The organism is Mobilicoccus massiliensis (assembly GCF_000826525.2).
GTDB lineage: Bacteria > Actinomycetota > Actinomycetes > Actinomycetales > Dermatophilaceae > Mobilicoccus > Mobilicoccus massiliensis.
On sequence record NZ_LN651331.1, the window covers coordinates 157535 to 177518 of the forward strand.

Annotated in this window: 21 protein-coding genes; 13 read left to right on the top strand and 8 right to left on the bottom strand. The window is 70.3% G+C overall.

The window, feature by feature from the left end; all coding sequences use genetic code 11:
- The first annotated feature begins 70 nt into the window (after window positions 1–70).
- The 4 genes from ctaC (at window position 71) to BN1197_RS13645 (ending at window position 4567) form a co-directional block, all read left to right on the top strand.
- The gene (gene ctaC / locus BN1197_RS13630) at window positions 71–961 is read left to right on the top strand and encodes an aa3-type cytochrome oxidase subunit II (protein WP_040160614.1); all 891 of its coding nucleotides are present in this window, start codon (window positions 71–73) and stop codon (window positions 959–961) included.
- Complete coding sequence (gene ctaD, locus BN1197_RS13635) at window positions 961–2733, top strand: aa3-type cytochrome oxidase subunit I (protein WP_040160616.1); 1773 nt, start codon at window positions 961–963, stop codon at window positions 2731–2733. Before ctaC ends, ctaD begins: the two co-directional genes overlap by 1 nt.
- Window positions 2730–3131, top strand: a complete 402-nt coding sequence (locus BN1197_RS13640) for a cytochrome c oxidase subunit 4 (protein ID WP_040160619.1) — start codon at window positions 2730–2732, stop codon at window positions 3129–3131. The genes ctaD and BN1197_RS13640 overlap by 4 nt, the downstream gene beginning before the upstream one ends.
- Before the next feature lie 284 nt (window positions 3132–3415).
- Entirely contained in the window at window positions 3416–4567 is a 1152-nt protein-coding gene (locus BN1197_RS13645; protein ID WP_187122605.1) for a L,D-transpeptidase, read from the top strand.
- A gap of 6 nt (window positions 4568–4573) precedes the next feature.
- Here BN1197_RS13645 and BN1197_RS13650 read toward each other — a convergent pair whose 3' ends face one another.
- Window positions 4574–4915, bottom strand: coding sequence for a metallopeptidase family protein (locus BN1197_RS13650; protein WP_040160621.1), 342 nt, complete (start codon window positions 4913–4915; stop codon window positions 4574–4576).
- Between the two features lie 29 nt (window positions 4916–4944).
- Between BN1197_RS13650 and BN1197_RS13655 the strand changes: the two genes are divergently transcribed.
- Window positions 4945–5244 (top strand): DUF167 domain-containing protein, encoded by a 300-nt coding sequence (locus tag BN1197_RS13655; protein WP_040160623.1) that lies wholly within the window; start codon window positions 4945–4947, stop codon window positions 5242–5244.
- A 61-nt stretch (window positions 5245–5305) separates the two neighbouring features.
- Here the strand turns inward: BN1197_RS13655 and qcrB are convergent, their stop codons facing one another.
- The 4 genes from qcrB to ctaE form a co-directional block, all read right to left on the bottom strand.
- Window positions 5306–7105 (bottom strand): cytochrome bc1 complex cytochrome b subunit, encoded by a 1800-nt coding sequence (gene qcrB, locus BN1197_RS13660; protein ID WP_052466751.1) that lies wholly within the window; start codon window positions 7103–7105, stop codon window positions 5306–5308.
- On the bottom strand, window positions 7102–8238 hold the full coding sequence (qcrA, locus tag BN1197_RS13665) for a cytochrome bc1 complex Rieske iron-sulfur subunit (RefSeq protein WP_040160626.1): 1137 nt from the start codon (window positions 8236–8238) through the stop codon (window positions 7102–7104). Before qcrA ends, qcrB begins: the two co-directional genes overlap by 4 nt.
- A gap of 47 nt (window positions 8239–8285) precedes the next feature.
- On the bottom strand, window positions 8286–9083 hold the full coding sequence (gene qcrC / locus BN1197_RS13670) for a cytochrome bc1 complex diheme cytochrome c subunit (RefSeq protein WP_082043910.1): 798 nt from the start codon (window positions 9081–9083) through the stop codon (window positions 8286–8288).
- Between the two features lie 73 nt (window positions 9084–9156).
- Window positions 9157–9735: an aa3-type cytochrome oxidase subunit III gene (ctaE, locus tag BN1197_RS13675; RefSeq protein ID WP_040160628.1), complete on the bottom strand. Its 579-nt coding sequence runs from the start codon at window positions 9733–9735 to the stop codon at window positions 9157–9159.
- 328 nt (window positions 9736–10063) lie between these two features.
- Between ctaE and BN1197_RS13680 the strand changes: the two genes are divergently transcribed.
- Together BN1197_RS13680 and trpD are read left to right on the top strand one after the other, a co-directional pair.
- Window positions 10064–10513 carry a response regulator gene (locus tag BN1197_RS13680; protein ID WP_040160630.1) on the top strand — a complete coding sequence of 150 codons (450 nt, stop codon included), beginning with the start codon at window positions 10064–10066 and terminating at the stop codon, window positions 10511–10513.
- A gap of 5 nt (window positions 10514–10518) precedes the next feature.
- Window positions 10519–11586: an anthranilate phosphoribosyltransferase gene (gene trpD, locus BN1197_RS13685; protein WP_040160632.1), complete on the top strand. Its 1068-nt coding sequence runs from the start codon at window positions 10519–10521 to the stop codon at window positions 11584–11586.
- Window positions 11587–11750: 164 nt separating this feature from the next.
- Here trpD and BN1197_RS13690 read toward each other — a convergent pair whose 3' ends face one another.
- Together BN1197_RS13690 and BN1197_RS13695 are read right to left on the bottom strand one after the other, a co-directional pair.
- Window positions 11751–12029 carry an Lrp/AsnC family transcriptional regulator gene (locus BN1197_RS13690; RefSeq protein WP_040160634.1) on the bottom strand — a complete coding sequence of 93 codons (279 nt, stop codon included), beginning with the start codon at window positions 12027–12029 and terminating at the stop codon, window positions 11751–11753.
- Window positions 12026–13846 carry a DEDD exonuclease domain-containing protein gene (locus tag BN1197_RS13695; protein WP_082043973.1) on the bottom strand — a complete coding sequence of 607 codons (1821 nt, stop codon included), beginning with the start codon at window positions 13844–13846 and terminating at the stop codon, window positions 12026–12028. The genes BN1197_RS13690 and BN1197_RS13695 overlap by 4 nt, the downstream gene beginning before the upstream one ends.
- A gap of 140 nt (window positions 13847–13986) precedes the next feature.
- On the opposite strand from BN1197_RS13695, the gene BN1197_RS13700 reads away from it, so the two are divergent.
- On the top strand, window positions 13987–14205 hold the full coding sequence (locus BN1197_RS13700) for a hypothetical protein (RefSeq protein WP_141397321.1): 219 nt from the start codon (window positions 13987–13989) through the stop codon (window positions 14203–14205).
- A 373-nt stretch (window positions 14206–14578) separates the two neighbouring features.
- Window positions 14579–15307, top strand: coding sequence for a hypothetical protein (locus tag BN1197_RS13705; protein WP_141397300.1), 729 nt, complete (start codon window positions 14579–14581; stop codon window positions 15305–15307).
- Here the strand turns inward: BN1197_RS13705 and BN1197_RS13710 are convergent.
- Window positions 15298–17091: an AMP-dependent synthetase/ligase gene (locus tag BN1197_RS13710; protein WP_040160638.1), complete on the bottom strand. Its 1794-nt coding sequence runs from the start codon at window positions 17089–17091 to the stop codon at window positions 15298–15300. The genes BN1197_RS13705 and BN1197_RS13710 overlap by 10 nt on opposite strands.
- An 89-nt stretch (window positions 17092–17180) precedes the next feature.
- Here BN1197_RS13710 and BN1197_RS13715 point away from each other — a divergent pair, with 89 nt between their 5' ends.
- From BN1197_RS13715 to BN1197_RS13730, 4 genes are read left to right on the top strand one after another with little or no spacing between them, the layout of a single operon-like run.
- Window positions 17181–17624 carry an SRPBCC family protein gene (locus tag BN1197_RS13715; RefSeq protein ID WP_040160640.1) on the top strand — a complete coding sequence of 148 codons (444 nt, stop codon included), beginning with the start codon at window positions 17181–17183 and terminating at the stop codon, window positions 17622–17624.
- Window positions 17621–18055, top strand: coding sequence for a hypothetical protein (locus BN1197_RS13720; RefSeq protein WP_040160643.1), 435 nt, complete (start codon window positions 17621–17623; stop codon window positions 18053–18055). Before BN1197_RS13715 ends, BN1197_RS13720 begins: the two co-directional genes overlap by 4 nt.
- On the top strand, window positions 18052–19002 hold the full coding sequence (locus tag BN1197_RS13725) for an ROK family glucokinase (RefSeq protein WP_040160645.1): 951 nt from the start codon (window positions 18052–18054) through the stop codon (window positions 19000–19002). Before BN1197_RS13720 ends, BN1197_RS13725 begins: the two co-directional genes overlap by 4 nt.
- Window positions 18999–19973: an ROK family glucokinase gene (locus BN1197_RS13730; RefSeq protein WP_040160647.1), complete on the top strand. Its 975-nt coding sequence runs from the start codon at window positions 18999–19001 to the stop codon at window positions 19971–19973. Before BN1197_RS13725 ends, BN1197_RS13730 begins: the two co-directional genes overlap by 4 nt.
- Window positions 19974–19984 lie beyond the last annotated feature (11 nt).

Here is a 19984-nt window from a genome sequence, read left to right on the forward strand (position 1 = left end):
CGACCACGGTCGCTCGGGGCGGCACCCTTCACGACCAGCGGGGTGCCACAACCGAACCGGAAGGTGTACCTTGCCTCGGCACGATGACTCACCCAGGCGCGGCCGACGTTCACGCGTCGCGCTCGGCGGTCTCGCGGCACTCGCCGCGATCTCGCTCAGCGGCTGTTCCGACGCGCTCTCGCGAGGGTTCCTGCCCAGGGGCGCCTCGACCGGAGCAGACCGCGTCACCGCCCTCTGGATCGCGATGTGGATCACGGCGCTGGCCGTCGGATGCCTCGTCTGGGGTCTGACGATCTGGTGCATCGTCCGCTACCGCCGCAAGAAGGACGACGTCGGCCTCCCGCCCCAGCTGCGGTACAACGTGCCGATCGAGATCCTCTACACCGTCATCCCGGTGATGATGGTGGGCGTCATCTTCTTCTTCACCGCCCGCGACGAGGCCGTCCTCCTCGACACCAGCGCCGAGCCCGACGTGACGATCAACGTCGTCGGCAAGCAGTGGAGCTGGGACTTCAACTACGTCGACGACAAGGTCTGGGACTCCGGCGTGCAGGCCCAGCTCACGGGCAAGCCGGGCGTCGAGGAGACCCTCCCCACCCTCTACCTGCCCGAGAACTCCCGCGTGACGTTCGTGCTCACCGCGCGCGACGTCATCCACTCCTTCTGGGTGCCGGCCTTCCAGCAGAAGCTCGACATGGTCCCCGGCAAGGTGAACAAGTTGCAGGTCCACACCCAGCAGCAGGGCACGTTCCAGGGCAAGTGCGCCGAGTTGTGCGGCGCCTACCACGCGACCATGCTGTTCAACGTCAAGGTCGTCTCCCGTGAGGAGTACGACCGGCACATGGCCGACCTCAAGGCCCGGGGTCAGACGGGAATGCTCGACAACTCCCTCAGCCGACAGCACCTGGAGCCGGGTCAGCCCAGCTACCAGCAGTACCAGCCTCAAGGAGGTGGAAACTGATGGCCACCATCGTCACCAGGCCGGAGCACACGGGGCACGGCCCCGAGCCACAGGCCACCACGTCGCTCGGCCGCCAGGTCGTCAAGGTCCTCACGACCACCGACCACAAGGTCATCGCGAACCTGTACTTCGCCACCACGATGTTCTTCTTCTCCCTCGGTGGCGTCCTCGCCCTCATCATCCGCGCCGAGCTCACCGTTCCCGGTCTGCAGGTGCTGCAGAACCTCGAGCAGTTCAACTCGATGTTCACGCTGCACGGCTCGATCATGCTGCTGCTCTTCGCGACCCCGCTGTTCGCCGCGTTCTCCAACCTGCTCATCCCGCTGCAGATCGGCGCCCCCGACGTCGCGTTCCCGCGGCTCAACATGCTGGCCTACTGGCTCTACCTGTTCGGCGGTCTCACGGCCGTCTCAGGGTTCCTCGTTCCCGGCGGTGCCGCGTCGTTCGGCTGGTTCGCCTACACCCCGCTGTCGAACGCGACGTTCTCGCCGAGCCTCGGCTCCGACCTGTGGATCCTCGGCTTCGCGGCCACCGGTTTCGGCACGATCATGGGCTCGGTCAACTTCATCACGACGATCGTGTGCATGCGTGCGCCCGGCATGACGATGTTCCGCATGCCGATTTTCACGTGGACCGCGCTCGTCACCTCGCTGCTGGTCCTCATGGTCTTCCCCGTGCTCACCGCCGCGTGGTTCGCGCTGGCCGGCGACCGCATGTACGGCATGCACGTCTACGACCCGACGAACGGCGGCCCGATCCTCTACCAGCACCTGTTCTGGTTCTTCGGTCACCCCGAGGTGTACATCATCGCGTTGCCGTTCTTCGGCATCGTGAGCGAGGTCTTCCCGGTCTTCTCCCGTAAGCCGATCTTCGGCTACAAGGGCGTCATCTTCGCCACGATCGCCATCGCGGCCCTCTCGGCCACGGTGTGGGCGCACCACATGTACGTCACCGGCCAGGTCCTCCTGCCGTTCTTCTCGATCATGACGATGCTCATCGCGGTCCCGACCGGCGTGAAGTTCTTCAACTGGATCGGCACGATGTGGGGCGGCTCGCTCACGTTCGAGACCCCGATGCTGTGGGCTCTCGGCTTCCTCGTCACGTTCCTCTTCGGTGGTCTGACCGGCGTCATCCTCGCCAGCCCGGCCCTCGACTTCCACCTGTCCGACACCTACTTTGTCGTCGCGCACTTCCACTACACGGTGTTCGGCACCGTCGTGTTCGCGATGTTCTCCGGCTACTACTTCTGGTGGCCGAAGATCACCGGCAAGATGCTCGACGAGCGTCTCGGCAAGATCCACTTCTGGATGCTGTTCTTCGGCTTCCACATCACGTTCCTCATCCAGCACTGGCTGGGCGTCGAGGGCATGCCCCGCCGCTACGGCGACTACATGGTCGAGGACGGCTTCGAGCTGTGGAACATCGTCTCCACGGTGGGCGCCACGCTGCTCGGCGCGTCGATGATCCCGTTCTTCATCAACGTGTGGAAGACCTACCGCCACGCGCCCAAGGTCACGGTCGACGACCCGTGGGGCTACGGGGCCTCTCTCGAGTGGGCGACCTCGTGCCCGCCGCCGCGGCACAACTTCGACGCGCTGCCGCGCATCCGCTCCGAGCGCCCGGTCTTCGACCTCAACCACCCCGAGGTGGCGGCGTTCGACACGCCGACCCCCGACAAGGGTGTGCTCGACGAGCTGTACGGTGAGCCCGACCTCGAGGGTCAGTCCGCCGGTGGCCGCTCGGACCGCTCGCAGAACGGAGACATTCGATGAGGCAGGCCTCGGCCCTGTTCAACGGCGCAGCCGTCTTCTTCATCCCGGTCGCGATCATCTACGGCATCTTCACCAAGTGGAGCGAGCCGGTCGGCACCGTCGCCATGACCCTGCTGGGGATCATGGGACTCATGGTCGGCCTGTACCTGCGCGCCACGATGAAGCGCCTCGACCGCGACCCGTCCGACGACGCGCGCGGTGAACAGTGGATGCAGGAGGGCGAGTACGGGTTCTTCAGCCCGCACTCGTGGTGGCCGCTTCCGCTGGCCGCCTCCGCGATGATCATCTTCCTGGGCCTTCGCCTCGGCCTCTGGGTGTTCCTCGTCGGAGCGATTCTCGGCATCCTGTCCCTCATCGGGTGGGTCTTCGAGTACTTCCGCCAGGACATGCCCATCTGAGCGCCACCGATCGTTCGATCAGCGCGAACCCCGCCGGATCCCGGCGGGGTTCGCGCTTCGTTGCGTTCTCGTTGTGCGGCGCCGCTGGCGCCGGGCGGCGATTTCGGCCACCATTGATTGATGGGGGCGGCGGCGTGCCGCGGAAGGTGATCGGTGGGGGCGGCGGCATCGGGCCGCAGAAGGCGGCGAACGGCCGGTCCGGCTCGAGGGAGGAACACGGGTACACGGTGGGTCAGACGAACAATCGAACGCGCCACGCGGGCATGTCGCTGGCACTTGCCTCCGTGCTTCTGGTCACGGCCTGCAACGCCGATGTGCCCGGGGTGGGTGGAGGGAATGAGACCCCGACCCCGACGGTTCCGCCGGCATCGCTGACGTTCTCGGTCAAGGACGCGAAGCAGCCGGTCAGACCCGATCAACGATTGAGCGTCGGTGCCGAGGGCGGCACGCTGGTGAACGTCCGGCTCGTCGGCCCCGATGGCAAGACCGTGCCCGGCCGGGTCGCCGACGGGGTGTGGACGAGCTCCGCCGATACCCGGCTGGTTCCCGACTCCCAGTACACCTGGCGTGCGAGTGCGAAGAACGCCGCGGGGGAGGTCCAGCAGCAGGAGATGCGGATCACCACCCTGAAGCCCAAGATCAGCGCCACCTACCGGGTGACCCCCGACGGCAACACGGTGGGCGTCGGCATGCCGGTCATGGTGACGTTCGACAGTGCCGTCACCTCACCCAAACTGCGAGCCGACGTCGAGCGGCGCATGAAGCTCAAGGTCACCCCGGCGCAGAAGGGCTCCTGGGGATGGTTGGACGACCGGCAGCTCATGTGGCGACCCGACTCCTACTGGAAGCCGGGCACGAAGATCACCGTCGCGGCGCCGCTCACCGGCGTCCAGACCGGCGACGACAAGTGGATCGTGCAGGACAAGGGCGCGAAGTTCGACATCTCCGATCGCGCGCGGGTGAGCGTGGTCAACCTGTCGAGCCACGTCATGACCGTGCGGGAGAACGGCAAGACGATCGCCACCTACCCCATCAGTGGTGGCAAGCCCACCGCCGAATGGGAGACGCGCAGCGGAACCAAGATCATCACCGAGAAGCACGCCGACTACGTCATGGACGCGGCCACGGTGGGGGTCAAGGCGGAGGACCCCAACTACTACCGCACCGAGGTCAAGTACGCGATGCGCGTGACGAACACGGGGGAGTTCCTCCACGCGGCCCCGTGGTCGGTGTGGGCACAGGGGCGACGCAACGTCAGCCATGGCTGCATCAACCTCGGGCCGTCGGCGGCCGCGGCGGTGTTCCGTCAGTCGATCGTCGGCGACGTGGTGGAGTTCGTGGGATCAGGTCGCAAGATGCAGCCCGGCGACGGGCTGTCGGTCTGGCTGTTCGACGCCAAGGCCTGGCATGCGCGTAGTGCGCTGGCGTCGAAGTAACACCCCTTAGCCCCAACCCAGCTCGTGCAGGCGCGCGTCGTCGATGCCGAAGTGATGGGCGATCTCGTGAACGACCGTGATGGCCACCTCGTCCGCGACCTGCTGCTCGTCGTCGCACATGCGCAGCGTCGGGCCTCGGAAGATCGTGATGCGGTCGGGCAGACCGAGATCACCCCAGGTCCGTTCGGTGCGCGGCACGCCCTCGTAGAGGCCGAGGATGTCCGCACCATGCTCCGGCTCCTCCTCGACGAGGAAGACGACGTTCTCGAGCATGTCGAGCAGCTCCGCGGGAACCTGGTCCAGCGCGTCGGCGACGAGCTCCTCGAATCGATCGGCTGACACGTGCATGGCTCCATGGTGACGGACGGAGGACGGCGATGAGGATCGACATCCGGGTGCGACCGGGTGCGTCGCGCACGAAGGTCGGCGGGCGCTACGGCGAGGACACACTGGTCGTCGCGGTCACCGCGCGGCCGGTCGACGGCTCGGCGACGCAGGCCGCCATCGACGCGGTGGCCGCGGCCCTCGGCCTTCGTCGACGCGACGTCACGCTCGTCACGGGCGCCACGGCTCGTTCGAAGGTGCTCGAACTCGATGTGTCGCCGGAGTCGCACCGCGCGGTGACCGAGCGGCTCGAGGCATTGAAGGGCTCTCGAGAGCCGAACCGCGGCACGTGACAGACGAAGGGCCCCGCACGACGATTCATCGTGCGGGGCCCTTCGTCGGAGCCAGCGAGGGTCAGCGCTGGGCGTCCTGGTCCAGCCTCTTGTCGTGCTCGATCTCCTTGTGGACCGCGGCCTCGTGCTCGATCTCGTCGTGCGTGTGATCGGCGTCGGCCAGCAGGCGGCGGTCGAGGGCGAGCTCGTGCTCGTTGTGGGCGCGCGCCTCGGCGACCTCCTCCGGCGTCGGCACCGGCACGCGGTCCTTGAAGAAGAACCGGGACCACGCGGCGCGGCGCTTCTCGCTGCGTGCCGTGGGGGACTCCACGCCGTGGGCGTCCTTGCCGTCGGTGAGCTGCAGCGGGGCCGGCGACTCGTGGCCGACGAGGTCCCACTGCTCGTAGACGTCCAGCGGCTGGTGAACCTCGCGGAACTCACCGCCGGCGGTGCGCACGATCCGGCCCGTCTCCTTGCCGTGGAGGACGAGATCGCGGTCGGCGCGCTGCAGCGACAGGCAGATGCGCTTGGTGATCATGAACCCGAGGATCGGGCCCGCGAAGAACAGGAACCGCAGCACGTGGGTGATGTCGTTGATCGACAGGCCCAGCTTGATGGCCATGATGTCGTTACCGGCCGCGAAGAACATCACCAGGTAGGCGATGATCGCGCCCACACCGATACCGGTGCGGGTGGGGCGGTTGCGGGGACGGTCGAGCAGGTGGTGCTCGCGCTTGTCACCGGTGACCCAGGCCTCGACGAAGGGGTAGAGCCCGGCGATGGTGAACACGAGCGGCAGCAGCACGATCGACCCGAGCGCGACGTTCGGCGAGAACGTCCAGCCGGCGATGACGAACTCCATCCAGCCCGGCAGCAGACGCAGGGCGCCGTCGGCGAAGCCCATGTACCAGTCGGGCTGCACACCCGCGGTGACCGGGGACGGGTCGTACGGGCCGTACGCCCACACCGGGTTGATCGTCACGAGCGCCGAGACGAGCGTGATGATGCCGAAGACGATGAAGAAGAAGCCGCCCGCCTTGGCCGCGTAGACCGGCATGACCCGGTAGCCGACGACATTCTCGTTGGTGCGGCCCGGCCCGGGGAACTGCGTGTGCTTGTGCACGACGACGAGCACGAGGTGAGCCGTGAACAGGCCGATAAGGATGGCCGGCACGAGCAGCATGTGCACCATGTAGAGGCGGGGGATGATGAGCTCGCCCGGGAAGGCGCCGCCGAACATGAGGTAGCTCATGATCGAGCCGAGGATCGGGGTGGACTCGACGAAGCCCTCCATGACCCGCAGACCGGTGCCCGAGAGCAGGTCGTCGGGGAGGGAGTAGCCGGCGAACCCCTCGATCATGGCGAGCAGCAGGAGCACACAGCCGATGACCCAGTTGATCTCACGCGGCTTGCGGAACGCGCCGGTGAAGAACACGCGGGCCATGTGCAGGCCGACGGCGCCGACGAAGAACAGGGCCGCCCAGTGGTGGACCTGACGGATGAGCAGACCACCGGGGACCTCGAAGGAGATCTTGAGCGTGGAGGCGTACGCCTCGCTCATCTCGACGCCGTTGAGCGGCGCGTAGGGGCCTTCGTAGTGCACCTCGCCCATGGACGGCACGAACCACAGGGTGAGGGCCACACCGGTGAGGAGCGCGACGATCATCGAGTACATCGCGACTTCGCCGAGCATGAACGACCAGTGGTCGGGGAAGACCTTGCGCATGAGGTAGCGCACGGGGCCGGCGAGGCCGGTGCGATCGTCGAACCAGCTCGCGACCGCGGCACCCCGTCCGCCGCGTCCGCGGGGGGTCGTGGCGCCGTCGTCGCGGGCGTCGGAGCGCAGCCGGTCGGCTGCGCGGGCAGTGGCCTGGGTGCTCATCGTTCACGACTCCAGAAGCTCGGTCCGACGGGCTCCATGAACGGCTGGGCCGCCACGAGGTAGCCCTCGTCGTCCACGGTGATCTTCAACTGGGGCAGGGGGCGCTTGGCCGGTCCGAAGATGACCTTGCAGTCCTGCGTCACGTCGAAGGTGGACTGGTGGCACGGGCAGAGCAGGTGGTGGGTCTGCTGCTCGTACAGACCGACCGGGCAGCCCGCGTGGGTGCAGATCTTGTTGTAGGCGACGATGCCCTCGTAACCCCAGTCGCGAGCCTTGTCGCTCTTGAACAGGGAGGGGTCCAGACGCATGAGCAGCACGGCGGCCTTGGCCTTGCGCTGCAGGAGGTTGAGGTCCTCGTCGTGCTCGAACTTCTGGCCGTCCTGGGGGTGCAGAACGGGGCCGTCGATGCCCTCGGGGAGCACGTGGAACACGGCGCCCTGGTGGACCTCGTCGGCGCGGATCGGGGTCATCTGCGGGTCACGCATGAGGCGCATACCCGTCTGCCAGAAGGTGTGGTGCATCTGACGGCCCGGCATGGGGCCGAGGCCGCCGATGACCGGGAACAGCGGCGGCAGGGCGAAGATGCCGAGCGCCGTGGCCCCGAGCACGCCGATCATCGGACGACGAGCGAGCTGGCTGGAACGCAGCCCCTCCTGCATCGTCTCCTGGAACGCCTCCCGCGACTCGGGGGAGGAGGCGGTGCGGTGCCGCTCCTCGACCTGCTCGGTGTCGGGCATGAGGGTCTTGGCCCACTGCACCGCACCGATTCCGATGCCGAGCAGCGAGGCGGCCAGACACAGGCCCAGCACGGTGTGGAAGGGGCTGATGCGGCCGAAGACCGGGACGGGAACCATGGACTTCGGGTCGAGCGCGAAGTACGCGACGACGAAGCCGATCGACCCGAGGACCGACAGCGTGAAGAGCGCGAGCACCTGCCGTTCGGCACGCTTGGCCGCCTTGGGGTCCACGTCCGAGTGACGCGGGATGTGGGGCGGAAAGCCGGGGTTCTCGAATCGCTCGGGCGCTTGCTCCACGGCGGTGGAGTGCCGGTCACCGAGGTCACGGCGTGCCGGGGTGCCGGGGTGGCCGTGCGCGCCGCCCCCGTCCTCCGGGATGCTGCCGTTCTCGTTCATGTCTACGTTCCTGTCGCTGTCGTGCTGGCGGGAGGTGGTCACGGGGGTCAGGCGGCCTTGCGTGCGAGCCAGACGGCGGCACCGAGCATGAGCGGGATCCCGAACGCCCAGAAGAAGAAGCCGTCGGCGACGGGGCCGAGGTTGCCGAGGCTGAGACCGCCGAAGTTCTCGTTCTGATCGAGGTGGTGGAGGTAGGCGATGACGTCGCGCTTGGCCTCGGCGTCGATGTTGAGATCGTCGAAGACCGGCATCGACTGCGGCCCGGTGAGCATCGCCTCGTAGATGTGCTTGCCCTCGATGTTGTGCAGCGGCGGGGCGAACTTGCCGCGGGTGAGCGCACCTCCGGAGCCGGCGAAGTTGTGGCACATGGCGCAGTTGACGCGGTAGATCTCGCCGCCGCGGGCCACGTCGCCGCCGACGCCGCTGGCGTACTTCTCGTCGGGCAGCTGGGGACCGGGGCCGAGGGAGTCGACGTAGGCGGCCATCTGACGGATCTGCTCGTCGTCGAACATGACGTTCTCGCTGCGCTGCGCCTGCACCGCGGGCCCGGCCAGCGGCATGCGGCCCGTGCCGACCTGGAAGTCGACCGACGCCGGGCCGACGCCCACGAGCGAGGGGCCGTCGCTGGTGCCCTGGCCCTGCTGACCGTGGCACGTCGAGCAGTTGGCCTTGAACAGGCGCTGACCGGCCTCGACGTCGCTCGCCGTGTAGGGGCGGGTGTCCGCGGTGGCCGCGCCCCCCGGAGCCACGAGGGCGTAGACGCCGCCGACGGCGGTGAGGGCGACGACGAGCAGCGCGAACAGCAGCGCGGGGTGTCGGCGTCGGGTCACGGGTGAGGAGGTCACGAGGCCATCCTTGACATCGAAGGGTCGGGGATCGGTCGGTGCCGGAGCGTCCGGTCGGTGGTGCGTCCGAGGCTCATTGGAGGATGTAGATGACCGCGAACAGAGCGATCCAGACGACGTCGACGAAGTGCCAGTAGTACGAGACGACGATGGCGCCGGTGGCCTGCCGGTGGGTGTACCGGGTCGTGGTCATGCTGCGGCCGATGATGAAGAGGAACGCGAGCAGACCGCCGATCACGTGGATGCCGTGGAATCCGGTGGTGATGTAGAACGCCGAGGTGTAGGCGTCGGCCGAGAGCGTGAGCCCGTGTGAGATGAGCTCGGCGTACTCGAGGATCTGACCCGCGACGAAGACCGAACCGAAGAGGTAGGTCAGCACGAACCACTCGCGCATGCCCCACTTCTTGACCTGGAGCAGACCGCCGGTGCGTGAGCCCTGGCCCCGCTCGGCCGCGGCCACTCCGAACTGGCACCAGACGGAGCTGATCACGAGGATCGTCGTGTTGACGAACGCGAACGGCACGTTGAGGTGAGCGGTGCCGGCGTCCCACAGGTCGGGCCGTACGGAACGCAGCGTGAAGTAGATGGCGAACAGTCCTGCGAAGAACATGAGTTCGCTCGACAGCCACACGATGGTGCCCACGGAGGCCATGTCGGGTCGGGTGACCGGACCGTGTCCCGGGGCAGTCTCGGGCCGAGGTCTGGGTGAGTGCGTATGTGCAGAGGAAACAGTCGCCACGGGCGCCATTATGGCCATAACGGAGGCGGAATGGGACGTTGGGACCCCGACGCGTCGCCGAACCCCCCTTCTCCAGACCCGGCGGACGCCGGCCGCGCTGCCCGGTGAGCAGCGCGGGGAGGCCGTCGTCTCCGAGGCGCGACCCTGCGGACGAGGTCTGGGGCCCGGGCGGTGATGCCTGCGGCGCGGCGAGGGCACCGCGGGCGCCTCGTTCGGGCGCGCGGTCGGTAGGATTCGGCACATGACTGGCCCCGTTAGCGACACGACCACCGCCTCCACCGCTCGCCCGTCCCGCGGTGCGCGGGCCGTGCGCCTCCTGTTGTTCAGCGACGACCGCAGCGTTCGCGACGCCGTGCGCCTGGCCGTGGGCCGGCGCCCCGCGCCGGATGTCGAGATCGAGTCGTGGCAGGAGTTCGCCACGGCCCCGGCCGTCGTCGAGGCCGTCAAGGCGGGTCAGGTCGACATGCTGATCCTCGACGGTGAGGCCGCGCCTCTCGGTGGTCTGGGCCTGTGCCGCCAGCTCAAGCACGAGGTCTACGAGTGCCCGCCCGTGATCGTTCTCACCGGGCGACCCCAGGACGCGTGGCTCGCCTCGTGGTCCTACGCCGACGCGGCCGTGCCCCAGCCCTTCGACGCCCTGACGATGTCGCAGGCCGTGGTCGACGTGGCGCGCACGCTCGCGGACGACTGATCCTCGTGGCCGACGCGCACAGCTGGCCCGACGTTCTCACCCGCCTCGTCGAGGGCGACGACCTCACCGCCGAGGCCGCCTCCTGGGCGATGGGCCGCATCATGAGCGGCGAGGCCACGCCGAGCCAGGTGGCCGGGTTCGTCATGGCGTTGCAGGCCAAGGGTGTCTCCACCCACGAACTCGTCGGGATCGCGGACGAGATGCTCGGTCACGCGCGGCGCATCGAGGTGCCGGCTCCGAGCCTCGACATCGTCGGCACCGGGGGTGACCGGCAGAACACGGTCAACATCTCGACGATGTCGGCGATCGTCGCCTCGGCCGCGGGCGCCACCGTCGTCAAGCACGGCAACCGGGCCGCGTCGTCCTCCTCCGGCACCGCCGACTGCCTCGAGGCCCTCGGGGTCGTCCTCAGCCTCGGCCCGGACGGGGTCGTCGAGGTCGCGCACGAGACGGGCATCACGTTCTGCTTCGCCCAGGACTTCCACCCCTCGATGCGTCACGCCGCAGCGACGCGCCGGGAACTCGGCGTGCCCACGGTGTTCAACCTCCTGGGCCCTCTCACCAACCCGGCGCAGCCGACGTTCGCGGCCGTGGGCGTGGCGTTCGCGCCCGCCGCTCCGCTCGTCGCCGGCGTCTTCGCCGAGCGTGGCAAGGATGCGGTGGTGTTCCGTGGGCAGGACGGGCTCGACGAACTGACCGTGTCGACGCTGTCGGACGTCTGGTGGGTGCACGACGGGCGGGTGGCGCGCTACGTCGTCGATCCCGCGGCGTTCGGCCTGTCGCGCTACCCGTTGGCGGACCTGCGTGGCGGTGACGCGGCGCACAACGCCGGCGTGGTGCGCAACCTGGTCGAGCGGCGTACGCACGGCACGATGAACGCGGTGCGCACCGCCGTCCTGCTCAACGCCGGCATCGCGCTGGCGCTCGTGTACGACGCCGACCGGGTCGTCGACCAGACCACCTTCGAGACCGCGATGCGCGGGGGGATCGCCCGGGCTGTCGAGGCGATCGACGGTGGAGCGGCTGCCCGCCGACTGGAGGAGTGGCGGGAGTCGACGGTACGGCGCGTCTGACCGCGTGCGATCGAACGGGTGCAGCCCGGCAGGGGCGATCGAGCCGGGGTGACTCCTGCGGGTGCGCTCGAACGGGCGCAGCCGGCGAGAGTCAATGAAGTTCAGCGCGATTCGGCGCGCTGCGGTCAGCAGGGCGGCGTTGCCATGGCCACCCGGTGCCGGGACTAGTCCAGGCCGATGCTGAACGCCGCGTCGAGGTCGCTCGTGCTGTAGGTGCGAAAGGCGATGTGGGTGTCGGTGGAGGTGACCCCCTCCGCCTTGTTGATGCGGTCGGCGATGACGTCGGCGAGATCCTCGTGCCGGGCCACCCTGACGACCGCGATGAGGTCGCAGCTCCCGGTGACGGAGTACACCTCGGTGACCCCGTCGATCTCGGCGATGGCCTGGCCGGCCTCGGGGATGCGGTGGACGTCGGCGTTGATGAGGACGATGGCGGTGATCACCTCTCCACTGTAGTCAGCGTGGCCCGTTCGGCAGGCGTGCTCGAGGGCCGCAGACTCGGGATGCCCTCGGCGCCGCCGACCGGGCAGCTCCACGTGCCGACGAGGTCGACGAGGCGCACCCCGGCCTGTACGAGCCAACGGTGGAGGATCTCGGTCTCCTCCGGGTGGGTCGCCGGTGCGGGTGGGATCGGTGCGGCGACGACCTCGGCCGTGGCACGCATGGCCGAGATGAACGGCATGGGATCGGCGCGGGGGGGTGTACAGGTGGTCCCGGCGAGGCGGCCGTGCCGAATGGTCACGACCTCCCAGCCCCCTTCGTCCCGTCGGCGGGCCGCGACGATCTCCGGGGCCGCCGCGAGCGGGGCGAGCCGCTGGGCGCGCGCGAGCCCGTCGACGAGAGAGGCGGCCCGGTCGCGGACGGCACCGGCCTCCTCGTAACGCTCGTCGGCGGAGAGGTCGCGCATGCGTCGGCGCAGCGTCTCGACGGGGGCACGGTCGGCGCCGGTGAGCAGCTCCGTGGCACGTTTCGCGAGCGGGGCGTACTCCTCGACGCTCTGCCGCCCCCGGCAGGGTGCGCCGCACCGGCCGATCTCGGCGAGCAGGCAGGCCGAGGCCTGCCGGGCGAGCCGGGCGAGGCGGGTCGTGCACTGCCGCAACGGAATGACCTCGTGGACCGCCGCCATCGCGTCGAGGGCGCTCTGTCGCCGGGGAAAGGGCCCGCAGTAGGCCGCGCCGTCGTTCTTGACCGCGGTGACGACGGAGAGCCGAGGGAACGGCTCGATCGTGACCTTGACCCAGGCGCGTGAGGCCGGCCGTTTGGAGCGGCGGTTGTACGGCGGGTCGTGTTCGGCGATGAGACGCAGTTCGCGCACCTGTGCCTCGAGGCGGGTGGCGCACACGACGGGGACGACGTGCTCGGCGGCCTGGAGCATCTCGGTCATGCGGGCGCGCTGCTCGGAGGCGGTGAAGTACGACGACACACGACGCCGGATGTCGGTGGAGGTGCCCACGTAGAGCACCTTGCCGCGCAGGCCCGTGAACATGTAGACGCCGGGGGCCGAGGGCAGGCCCTCGCCGAGGTGGCGTTTGCGGCGTTGGACGGGATGCACCCGGGAGGCGAGCACCTGCAGCTCTTCCAGGGTGCGGGCGGCGAGGGGGCCCGTACCGCCGCAGCGGGCCAGCAGGCCGTGGAGGACGTCGACCGTGGCCCGGGCGTCGTGCAACGCCCGGTGGTCGGGGATGACGGCCGTGCCGAACAGCTCTGCGAGGGTGCCCAGCTTGTGGTTGGGCACCTCGTCACGGGTGACGAGCCGGCGGGCGAGAGTGACCGTGTCGACGACGGTGGGCGATCCCCACGCGAGACCGAGCCGGCGGGCGCCGGTGCGGAGGAACCCGATGTCGAACGGGGCGTTGTGGGCCACGAGCACGGCCCCCCGGGAGAACTCGAGAAAGCGGGGGAGGACGTCGTCGATCTGCGGGGCTCCGGCGAGCATCTCGTCGGTGATGCCGGTGAGGAGACGGATGAAGGGCGGCACCGGCACCTGGGGGTCGACGAGGGTGTGGAACTCGCCGAGGACCTCCCCGCCGCACACCTTGACGGCCCCGATCTCGGTGATGTGCGAGTCGGCGGGGTTGCCGCCGGTGGTCTCGAGGTCGACGACGACGAAGGTGACCTGCGACAACGGGGTGCCGAGCTCGTCCAGCGTTCCCTGGACGTATCCGGCGCCGGTGCTGCCCGCCGCGGGCGTCGTGGACGCCGCGGCCGGTGGGCTGCCGGGCCCCGCGTGCAGGGGGAGGAGGGTCGTGTCGTCGTGCATGGGGCCGAGGATGGCAGGGCCCTCCGACAACCGTTGCTCTCGCGCGTCGTCGCAGGTCGCAAGGGTTGTCGGTGCCGAGCCGTAACGTCCGGGGCGAGCTGGGACGAGGTGTTCCGGCGGTCGAGGTCGAGGAGGCCGAGATGATCGTGGACTGTGGCACGTGCCCCGTCTCCGGGGCGGCATGCGCCGACTGTGCCGTGCGAGTCCTGCTCGACGTCCCGCTGGGCGGGTTGCGTCTCGATCCGGTGGAACGCCGGGCCGTCGACGCGTTCGTCGGCGCCGGACTCATCGACGCGGAGCGAGCGGCGCACCTCACCGCCGAGGTGCATCCGTGGGAGGGTGTACGCGTGGCCGGATGAACGGAGGCGATCGATGCACGCCCGACGCGTGGGTTCGTATGCTCCTCTCGCCCGTCGCTCGGTGCTGCCGGCCGGTGCGCTCGCCCTCGTCCTCGGTCTGAGCGCGTGCGGCGGCGGGCCGACGCCGCCCGGGCTCGATGCGACGGCCCCGCCTCCCAGCGAGGCCGCACTCGTGGCGGCTCCAGGTTCGAGCCGGTCCTCGACACCGCCGGCGCCGACAGCCTCGACGGAGGCCGGGGGCGCCACCGGCAGCGGGTCGAGCGGGGCGTCCACGGCTGCGCCCCGACCCGGTGTCGCGGGACGAGTCGCCTCTGCGGCGGCCCGCCTCCGGCGCGAGCGGCCCACCGATGAGGTCCTCACCTCCGCTGCCACGGTGGTCGCCGGACCGGCGACTGCGGCGAGCCTGCGCGAGGTCGCGGCGGCCGGTGACGAGGCGTGGCGCCGCTGCCGGGCCGTGTGGCCCGCGGCCGAGGACGTCCCGCCGCTCGTCGTCGTCCTCGCGTCCTCTCCCGAGACCGCGGGCGAGGCTCCCGGCACCCCGACGGGAGCGCGGCCGTCTTCTGCTCCCGTGGAGGCCGTGGCCACCACCGTCGTCGCCGGCCGTCCGCCCTCGGCGCGGGTCCGGGTGCACCTCGACCCCCGTGGGTGGGCGGCGCTCACCGAGAAGGGGCGTCGCGTCGTGCTGACACACGAGTGTGTCCACGTGGCCCTCGCGGCTCGCGCCCGGCCGGCCGCACCGGCCTGGCTCGTCGAGGGAACGGCCGAGTACGTCGCCTACCGCGACGCGGCGGTGAGGCGCGAGGAGGTGCTCGCCCCGCTGTTCGCACGGGTCGCCCGCGAAGGGGCCCCGGCGTCCTTCCCGGCCGACGCCGACTTCGAGGTGGGCCACGGCGACCTCACCCAGGTGCTGGGCGCGTACGCCGAGGCCTCGAGCGCGGCCGCCGTCTACGCCGATCTGTACGGCGAACCGGCGCTGCTTCGGCTCGTCACGACCGGGCCCGGGGCTCCCGGGCCGGGCTCCTTCCGCGAGCTCGAGGCGGTGTTCCTGCCGCAGTGGCGGCACGAACTGCAGCAGGCGGCGTTGCGTTCCACTCAGCTGTAGAGGGCTTCGACCTCGCCCGCGAAGTCGCGCAGAATCTCCTTGCGTCGCAGCTTCAGCGACGGGGTGAGGTGGCCGCTGTCCTCGGTGAAGTCGCCGGGGATGATGCGGAACTTGCGAATGCTCTCGGCCCGGCTCACGGTGGCGTTCGCGCGGTCGACGGCCATCTGGATGTGCTCGCGCACCATCGGGTCGGTGAGGCACAGCTCGGGTGTGAGGTCGGGGCGCCCGTGCGAGGTGGCCCAGGATTCGAGCATGTCGGTGTCGATGGTGAGGAGGGCACCGACGAAGGGGCGTCCGTCCCCGACGACGACGGCCTGTGAGACGAGGGGGTGCGCGCGGACGACGTCCTCGAGTCCCGAGGGCGCGACGTTCTTGCCGCCGGCGGTGACGATGATCTCCTTCTTGCGGCCGGTGATCGAGAGGAACCCGTCCTCGTCGATGTTGCCGAGGTCGCCGGTGCGCAGCCAGCCGTCGTCGGTGAAGGCGGCACGGGTCGCCTCGGGATCGCCGCGGTATCCGCGAAAGACGCCCTCGCCGCACACGAGCAACTCGCCGTCCTCGTCGATCCGCATCCCGACGCCCGGGATCGGTAGCCCGACGGCCCCGATGCGCAGGTTGTCGGGCGTGCCGACCGCGACGGGGGCTGTGGTCTCGGTGAGGCCGTATCCCTCGAGCACCGTGATACCGACGCCCCGGAAGAAGTGGCCGAGCCGCTCGCCCAGCGGAGCGCCGCCGGAGACCGCCCAGCGGATGTGTCCGCCGAGGCGCGCTCGAAGTCGGCGGTAGACGAGCCGCTCCATCACGGCGTGCGCCACCCGCACTCGCAGGGAGGGCCCGCGGGGCTCGTCGAGGGCTCGGCTGTAGGCGATGGCGGTGCGGGTGGCCCGCGTGAAGATTCCTCCCTTGCCGTCGTTGCGCGCGCTCTGGTCGGCCGCGTTGTAGACCTTCTCGAACACGCGGGGAACCGCGAGGAGGAACGTCGGGCGGAACGCCTGGAGGTCGCCCGTGAGGTTCTTGATGTCCGGCGCATGCCCGACGCGCATCATCGCGTCGACGGCGACCACCTCGATGAGGCGCGCGAACACGTGCGCCAACGGCAGGAACAGCAGCACCGAGGCGTCCTCGGGCCCGACGATGACGTCGAGCTCGACGCAGATGTTGTCGGAGAGGTCCATGAAATTGCCGTGGGTGAGCTCACACCCCTTGGGGCGGCCGGTGGTGCCCGAGGTGTAGATCACGGTCGCGAGATCGGTGCGGTCACGCCCCGCGGTGCGCGCGGCGAGCGTCGCGTCGTCGACGTCGGCACCGGCCGCGAGCAGATCCTCCAGTCCGCCACCCTCGATCGACCACACGTGCTCGAGATCGGGGCAGTCGTCGCGGACCTGCGCGGCCACTGCGGCGTGGGTCTCGTTCTCGACGAGAAGGGCCCGCGTGCCCGTGTCCTGCAGGATCCACTTCAACTGCCCGGCCGAGGACGTCTCGTACACCGGCACGGGCACGGCTCCGGCCGTCCACAGGGCGAAATCGGCGAGGGTCCACTCGTATCGGGTGCGGCTCATGATCGCGACCCGGTCACCGGCCTCGATGCCCGCGGCGACGAACCCCTTGGCGAGTCGGGCGACCTCGTCGGCGAATCCACGCGCGGTGACATCGCGCCACCCGTCGTCGCCCTTCACGGAGAAGACGACACGGTCGGGACGCCGCGCGGCGCCTCGCACGGGCAGATCGGCCAGGGTCCCCTGCGTCGTGGGCGGGACGACCGGCGGGCTGATCGATTCGCGCATCGGTTCCTCTTCACGCGGGGGAGTGGATGAGGCCGGACGGCTCCGACGTCGCGTCACCATACCGGCGCGCCGGTGGATAGCCTACGGTCATGCCGTCACGCACCGAGGAGTCCATCCGCATCGACGCACCCCCGGGTGAGGTGCTGGACGTCGTCGCCGATGTCGAGTCCTACCCCGAGTGGTCGGCGGGGATGCGGGAGGTCACGGTGCTCACCGAGGACGAGGAGTCGTGGCCGCTGCAGGTCGAGTTCCTCGTCGACGCGGGGTTCTCCAGCGAGCGCTACACCCTCGACTACACGTGGGACGTCGACGTAGACGGGGCGGGCACGGTCTCGTGGACGCTGGCGCGCTCCGACGCTCTCAAAGCGCTCGACGGTAGCTACGTCATCGCTCCCGACGGTGACGGCACCCTCGTCACCTACACGATGTCGGTCGAGACCGCGATGAAGGTGCCGGGGATGCTGCGTCGCAAGGCCGAGCAGAAGATCGTCTCGACGGCGCTCACGGGCCTCAAGCAGCGCGTCGAGGGATGAGCGGCGAGGGGGCCTCGGCCGTCGAGCGCGAGGCCGAGCTGCTCGCCGAGGCGTTGGGCCGGGCCTGGGGGCGTGAGGCCGGCCCGACGGATACGAACGAGACGGACGAGGCCAACGGCACGCCTGATGGCCGCGCGACGGTGGCGTCGCGCTGGATCCAGGAGCGCGGGCCCGAGCTGCTGCGTAACCTCGCCGACGCGACTGCCCTCGTCTCCGACGGGTTGCGAGTCCTCGCCGACCACGTCGAGGAGGCTGGGGCCGAGAGCCGGGCGCGATCCGCGCAAGGCGAGCCGGGGGAGCGACCGGAGGGGCGGCAGGAGGAGTGGCCGCCGCGGCCAGGCCCGTGGCGTTCACCGCATCCGCAGGGTCTGGGGGATCCGCAAGATCGACAAGATCGACACGTGCAGGAGCGATACGAGGAGCAGGCATGATCACGGTGGGACTCGACATCGGCGGCACGAAGATCCTCGGTGCGCTCGTCGAGGAGGACGGCACGATCCTGACGCGCGGACGCCGGGACACGCCGGCGCAGGATCCCGCGGGCATCGTCGCGGCGGCGGCGGATCTCACCGCCGAACTCGCCGCCGACCACGATGTGGCCGGGGCCGGGGTGGCCGTGGCCGGCTTTCTCGATCGGGCGCGGGAACGGGTGCTGTTCGCGCCCAACGTCGCCTGGCGCGACGAGCCCCTGCGGGCACGGCTCGCCGACCTCGTGGGGCTGCCCGTCGTACTCGAGAACGACGCCAACGCCGCGACGTGGGGCGAGTTCGTCCACGGCACCGCGGCGGAGGCGAACGACCTGCTCTTCCTCACGATCGGCACGGGGGTCGGCGGCGGGATCGTCACCGACGGTGCTCTCCTGCGTGGGGCGTTCGGTGTCGGGGCCGAGGTCGGGCACATCCGCGTCGTGCCCGACGGCCGGTTGTGCGGGTGCGGAGTGCACGGCTGCCTGGAGCAGTACGCGTCGGGGACGGCGCTGCTTCGGTCGGCCCGCCGGCTCGTGGACTCCGGGGCGCCCGAGGCGGCCGTCCTCACCGAGATGTGCGGCGGCGATCCCTCCGCGTTGACGGGGCAGGACATCACCGCGGCCGCGATGGAGAAGGACCCGGCGTCGATCGGTCTCATCGCGGAGCTCGGACGATGGATCGGCGCGGGCGCCGCGTCGCTGACCGCCGTGCTCGACCCCGAGATCATCCTCATCGGCGGTGGCGTCTCGACGGCGGGTGACCTGCTGCTCGAGCCGGCGCGCGAGGCGTTCGCCGAGAACATCACCGGACGCGGATTCCGCCCCTACGGCACGATGCTCTTCGCCGGCCTGCTCGACGACGCCGGGGTCATGGGCGCCGCCGCCCTCGCGAGGGAGGCGGGCCGCCGGTGAACGACGAACTGGCGATCGGTGTCGACATCGGCGGCACCAAGGTGGCCGCGGGACTGGTCGACGCCGAGGGTGTCATCCTGCACCGCACCCGGCGCGACACCCCGGATCGTTCGAGCAGCCCGCGGGTGGTGGAGGACACGATCACCGACGCCGTGAACGAGCTGCTGGCCTGGGCCGACGGTGAGGGCCGTGAGGTCGAGGCCGTCGGCATCGGTGCCGCAGGGTTCGTGGGCGCCGACCGGGGGACGGTCGTCTTCGCACCGCATCTGTCGTGGCGCGACGAGCCGCTGCGCGACTCCCTCGGTGGGCGCATCGGCCGACCCATCACGGTCGACAACGACGCGAACGCGGCCGCCTGGGCCGAATCCCGCTTCGGCGCGGCTCGCGACGAGAGCCACGTCGTCATGATCACCCTCGGCACCGGCATCGGTGGCGCGCTGATCATCGAGAACGAGTTGCGGCGCGGCCAGTTCGGCATCGCCGGAGAGTTCGGGCACATGCAGGTCGTGCCCGACGGCATCCGTTGCGAGTGCGGCAACCGCGGCTGTTGGGAGCAGTACGCGAGCGGCAACGCGCTCGTCCGGGAGGCCCGCGGCCTCATGACGGCGCGCTCGCCCGTCGCGCAGGATCTGCTCGCGCGGGTGCACGGCGATCCGTCCCGGCTCGCCGGCCCGCTCGTCACCGAGGCGGCCCGGGAGGGCGATCCCACCGCCCGGGAGCTGCTCGCCGAGATCGGCCACTGGCTCGGGGTGGGGATCGCCGGGCTCGCGGCGGCCTTCGACCCGGGGATCTTCGTCATCGGCGGCGGCGTGAGCGCGGCGGGGGAACTGCTCATCGAGCCCGCCCGCGAGAGCTACCGCCGACGCCTACCCGGGCGCGGGTACCGTCCCGAGGCGCGCATCGTCGAGGCCGCCCTCGGGCCCGATGCCGGGCTCATCGGCGCCGCCGACCTCGCCCGCGGGGGGACCTGAGCTCGATCCTG

Excerpts from the sequence above, each read along its gene's own strand:
- BN1197_RS13680 (WP_040160630.1), top strand. The coding sequence starts at position 10,064 with ATGACTGGCCCCGTTAGCGACACGACCACCGCCTCCACCGCTCGCCCG.
- BN1197_RS13695 (WP_082043973.1), bottom strand. The coding sequence starts at position 13,846 with ATGCACGACGACACGACCCTCCTCCCCCTGCACGCGGGGCCCGGCAGC.
- BN1197_RS13715 (WP_040160640.1), top strand. The coding sequence starts at position 17,181 with ATGCCGTCACGCACCGAGGAGTCCATCCGCATCGACGCACCCCCGGGT.
- qcrA (WP_040160626.1), bottom strand. The coding sequence starts at position 8,238 with ATGAACGAGAACGGCAGCATCCCGGAGGACGGGGGCGGCGCGCACGGC.
- qcrB (WP_052466751.1), bottom strand. The coding sequence starts at position 7,105 with ATGAGCACCCAGGCCACTGCCCGCGCAGCCGACCGGCTGCGCTCCGAC.
- BN1197_RS13650 (WP_040160621.1), bottom strand. The coding sequence starts at position 4,915 with ATGCACGTGTCAGCCGATCGATTCGAGGAGCTCGTCGCCGACGCGCTG.
- BN1197_RS13640 (WP_040160619.1), top strand. The coding sequence starts at position 2,730 with ATGAGGCAGGCCTCGGCCCTGTTCAACGGCGCAGCCGTCTTCTTCATC.
- BN1197_RS13710 (WP_040160638.1), bottom strand. The coding sequence starts at position 17,091 with ATGCGCGAATCGATCAGCCCGCCGGTCGTCCCGCCCACGACGCAGGGG.
- BN1197_RS13655 (WP_040160623.1), top strand. The coding sequence starts at position 4,945 with ATGAGGATCGACATCCGGGTGCGACCGGGTGCGTCGCGCACGAAGGTC.
- BN1197_RS13700 (WP_141397321.1), top strand. The coding sequence starts at position 13,987 with ATGATCGTGGACTGTGGCACGTGCCCCGTCTCCGGGGCGGCATGCGCC.
- ctaE (WP_040160628.1), bottom strand. The coding sequence starts at position 9,735 with ATGGCCTCCGTGGGCACCATCGTGTGGCTGTCGAGCGAACTCATGTTC.
- ctaD (WP_040160616.1), top strand. The coding sequence starts at position 961 with ATGGCCACCATCGTCACCAGGCCGGAGCACACGGGGCACGGCCCCGAG.
- BN1197_RS13725 (WP_040160645.1), top strand. The coding sequence starts at position 18,052 with ATGATCACGGTGGGACTCGACATCGGCGGCACGAAGATCCTCGGTGCG.
- BN1197_RS13720 (WP_040160643.1), top strand. The coding sequence starts at position 17,621 with ATGAGCGGCGAGGGGGCCTCGGCCGTCGAGCGCGAGGCCGAGCTGCTC.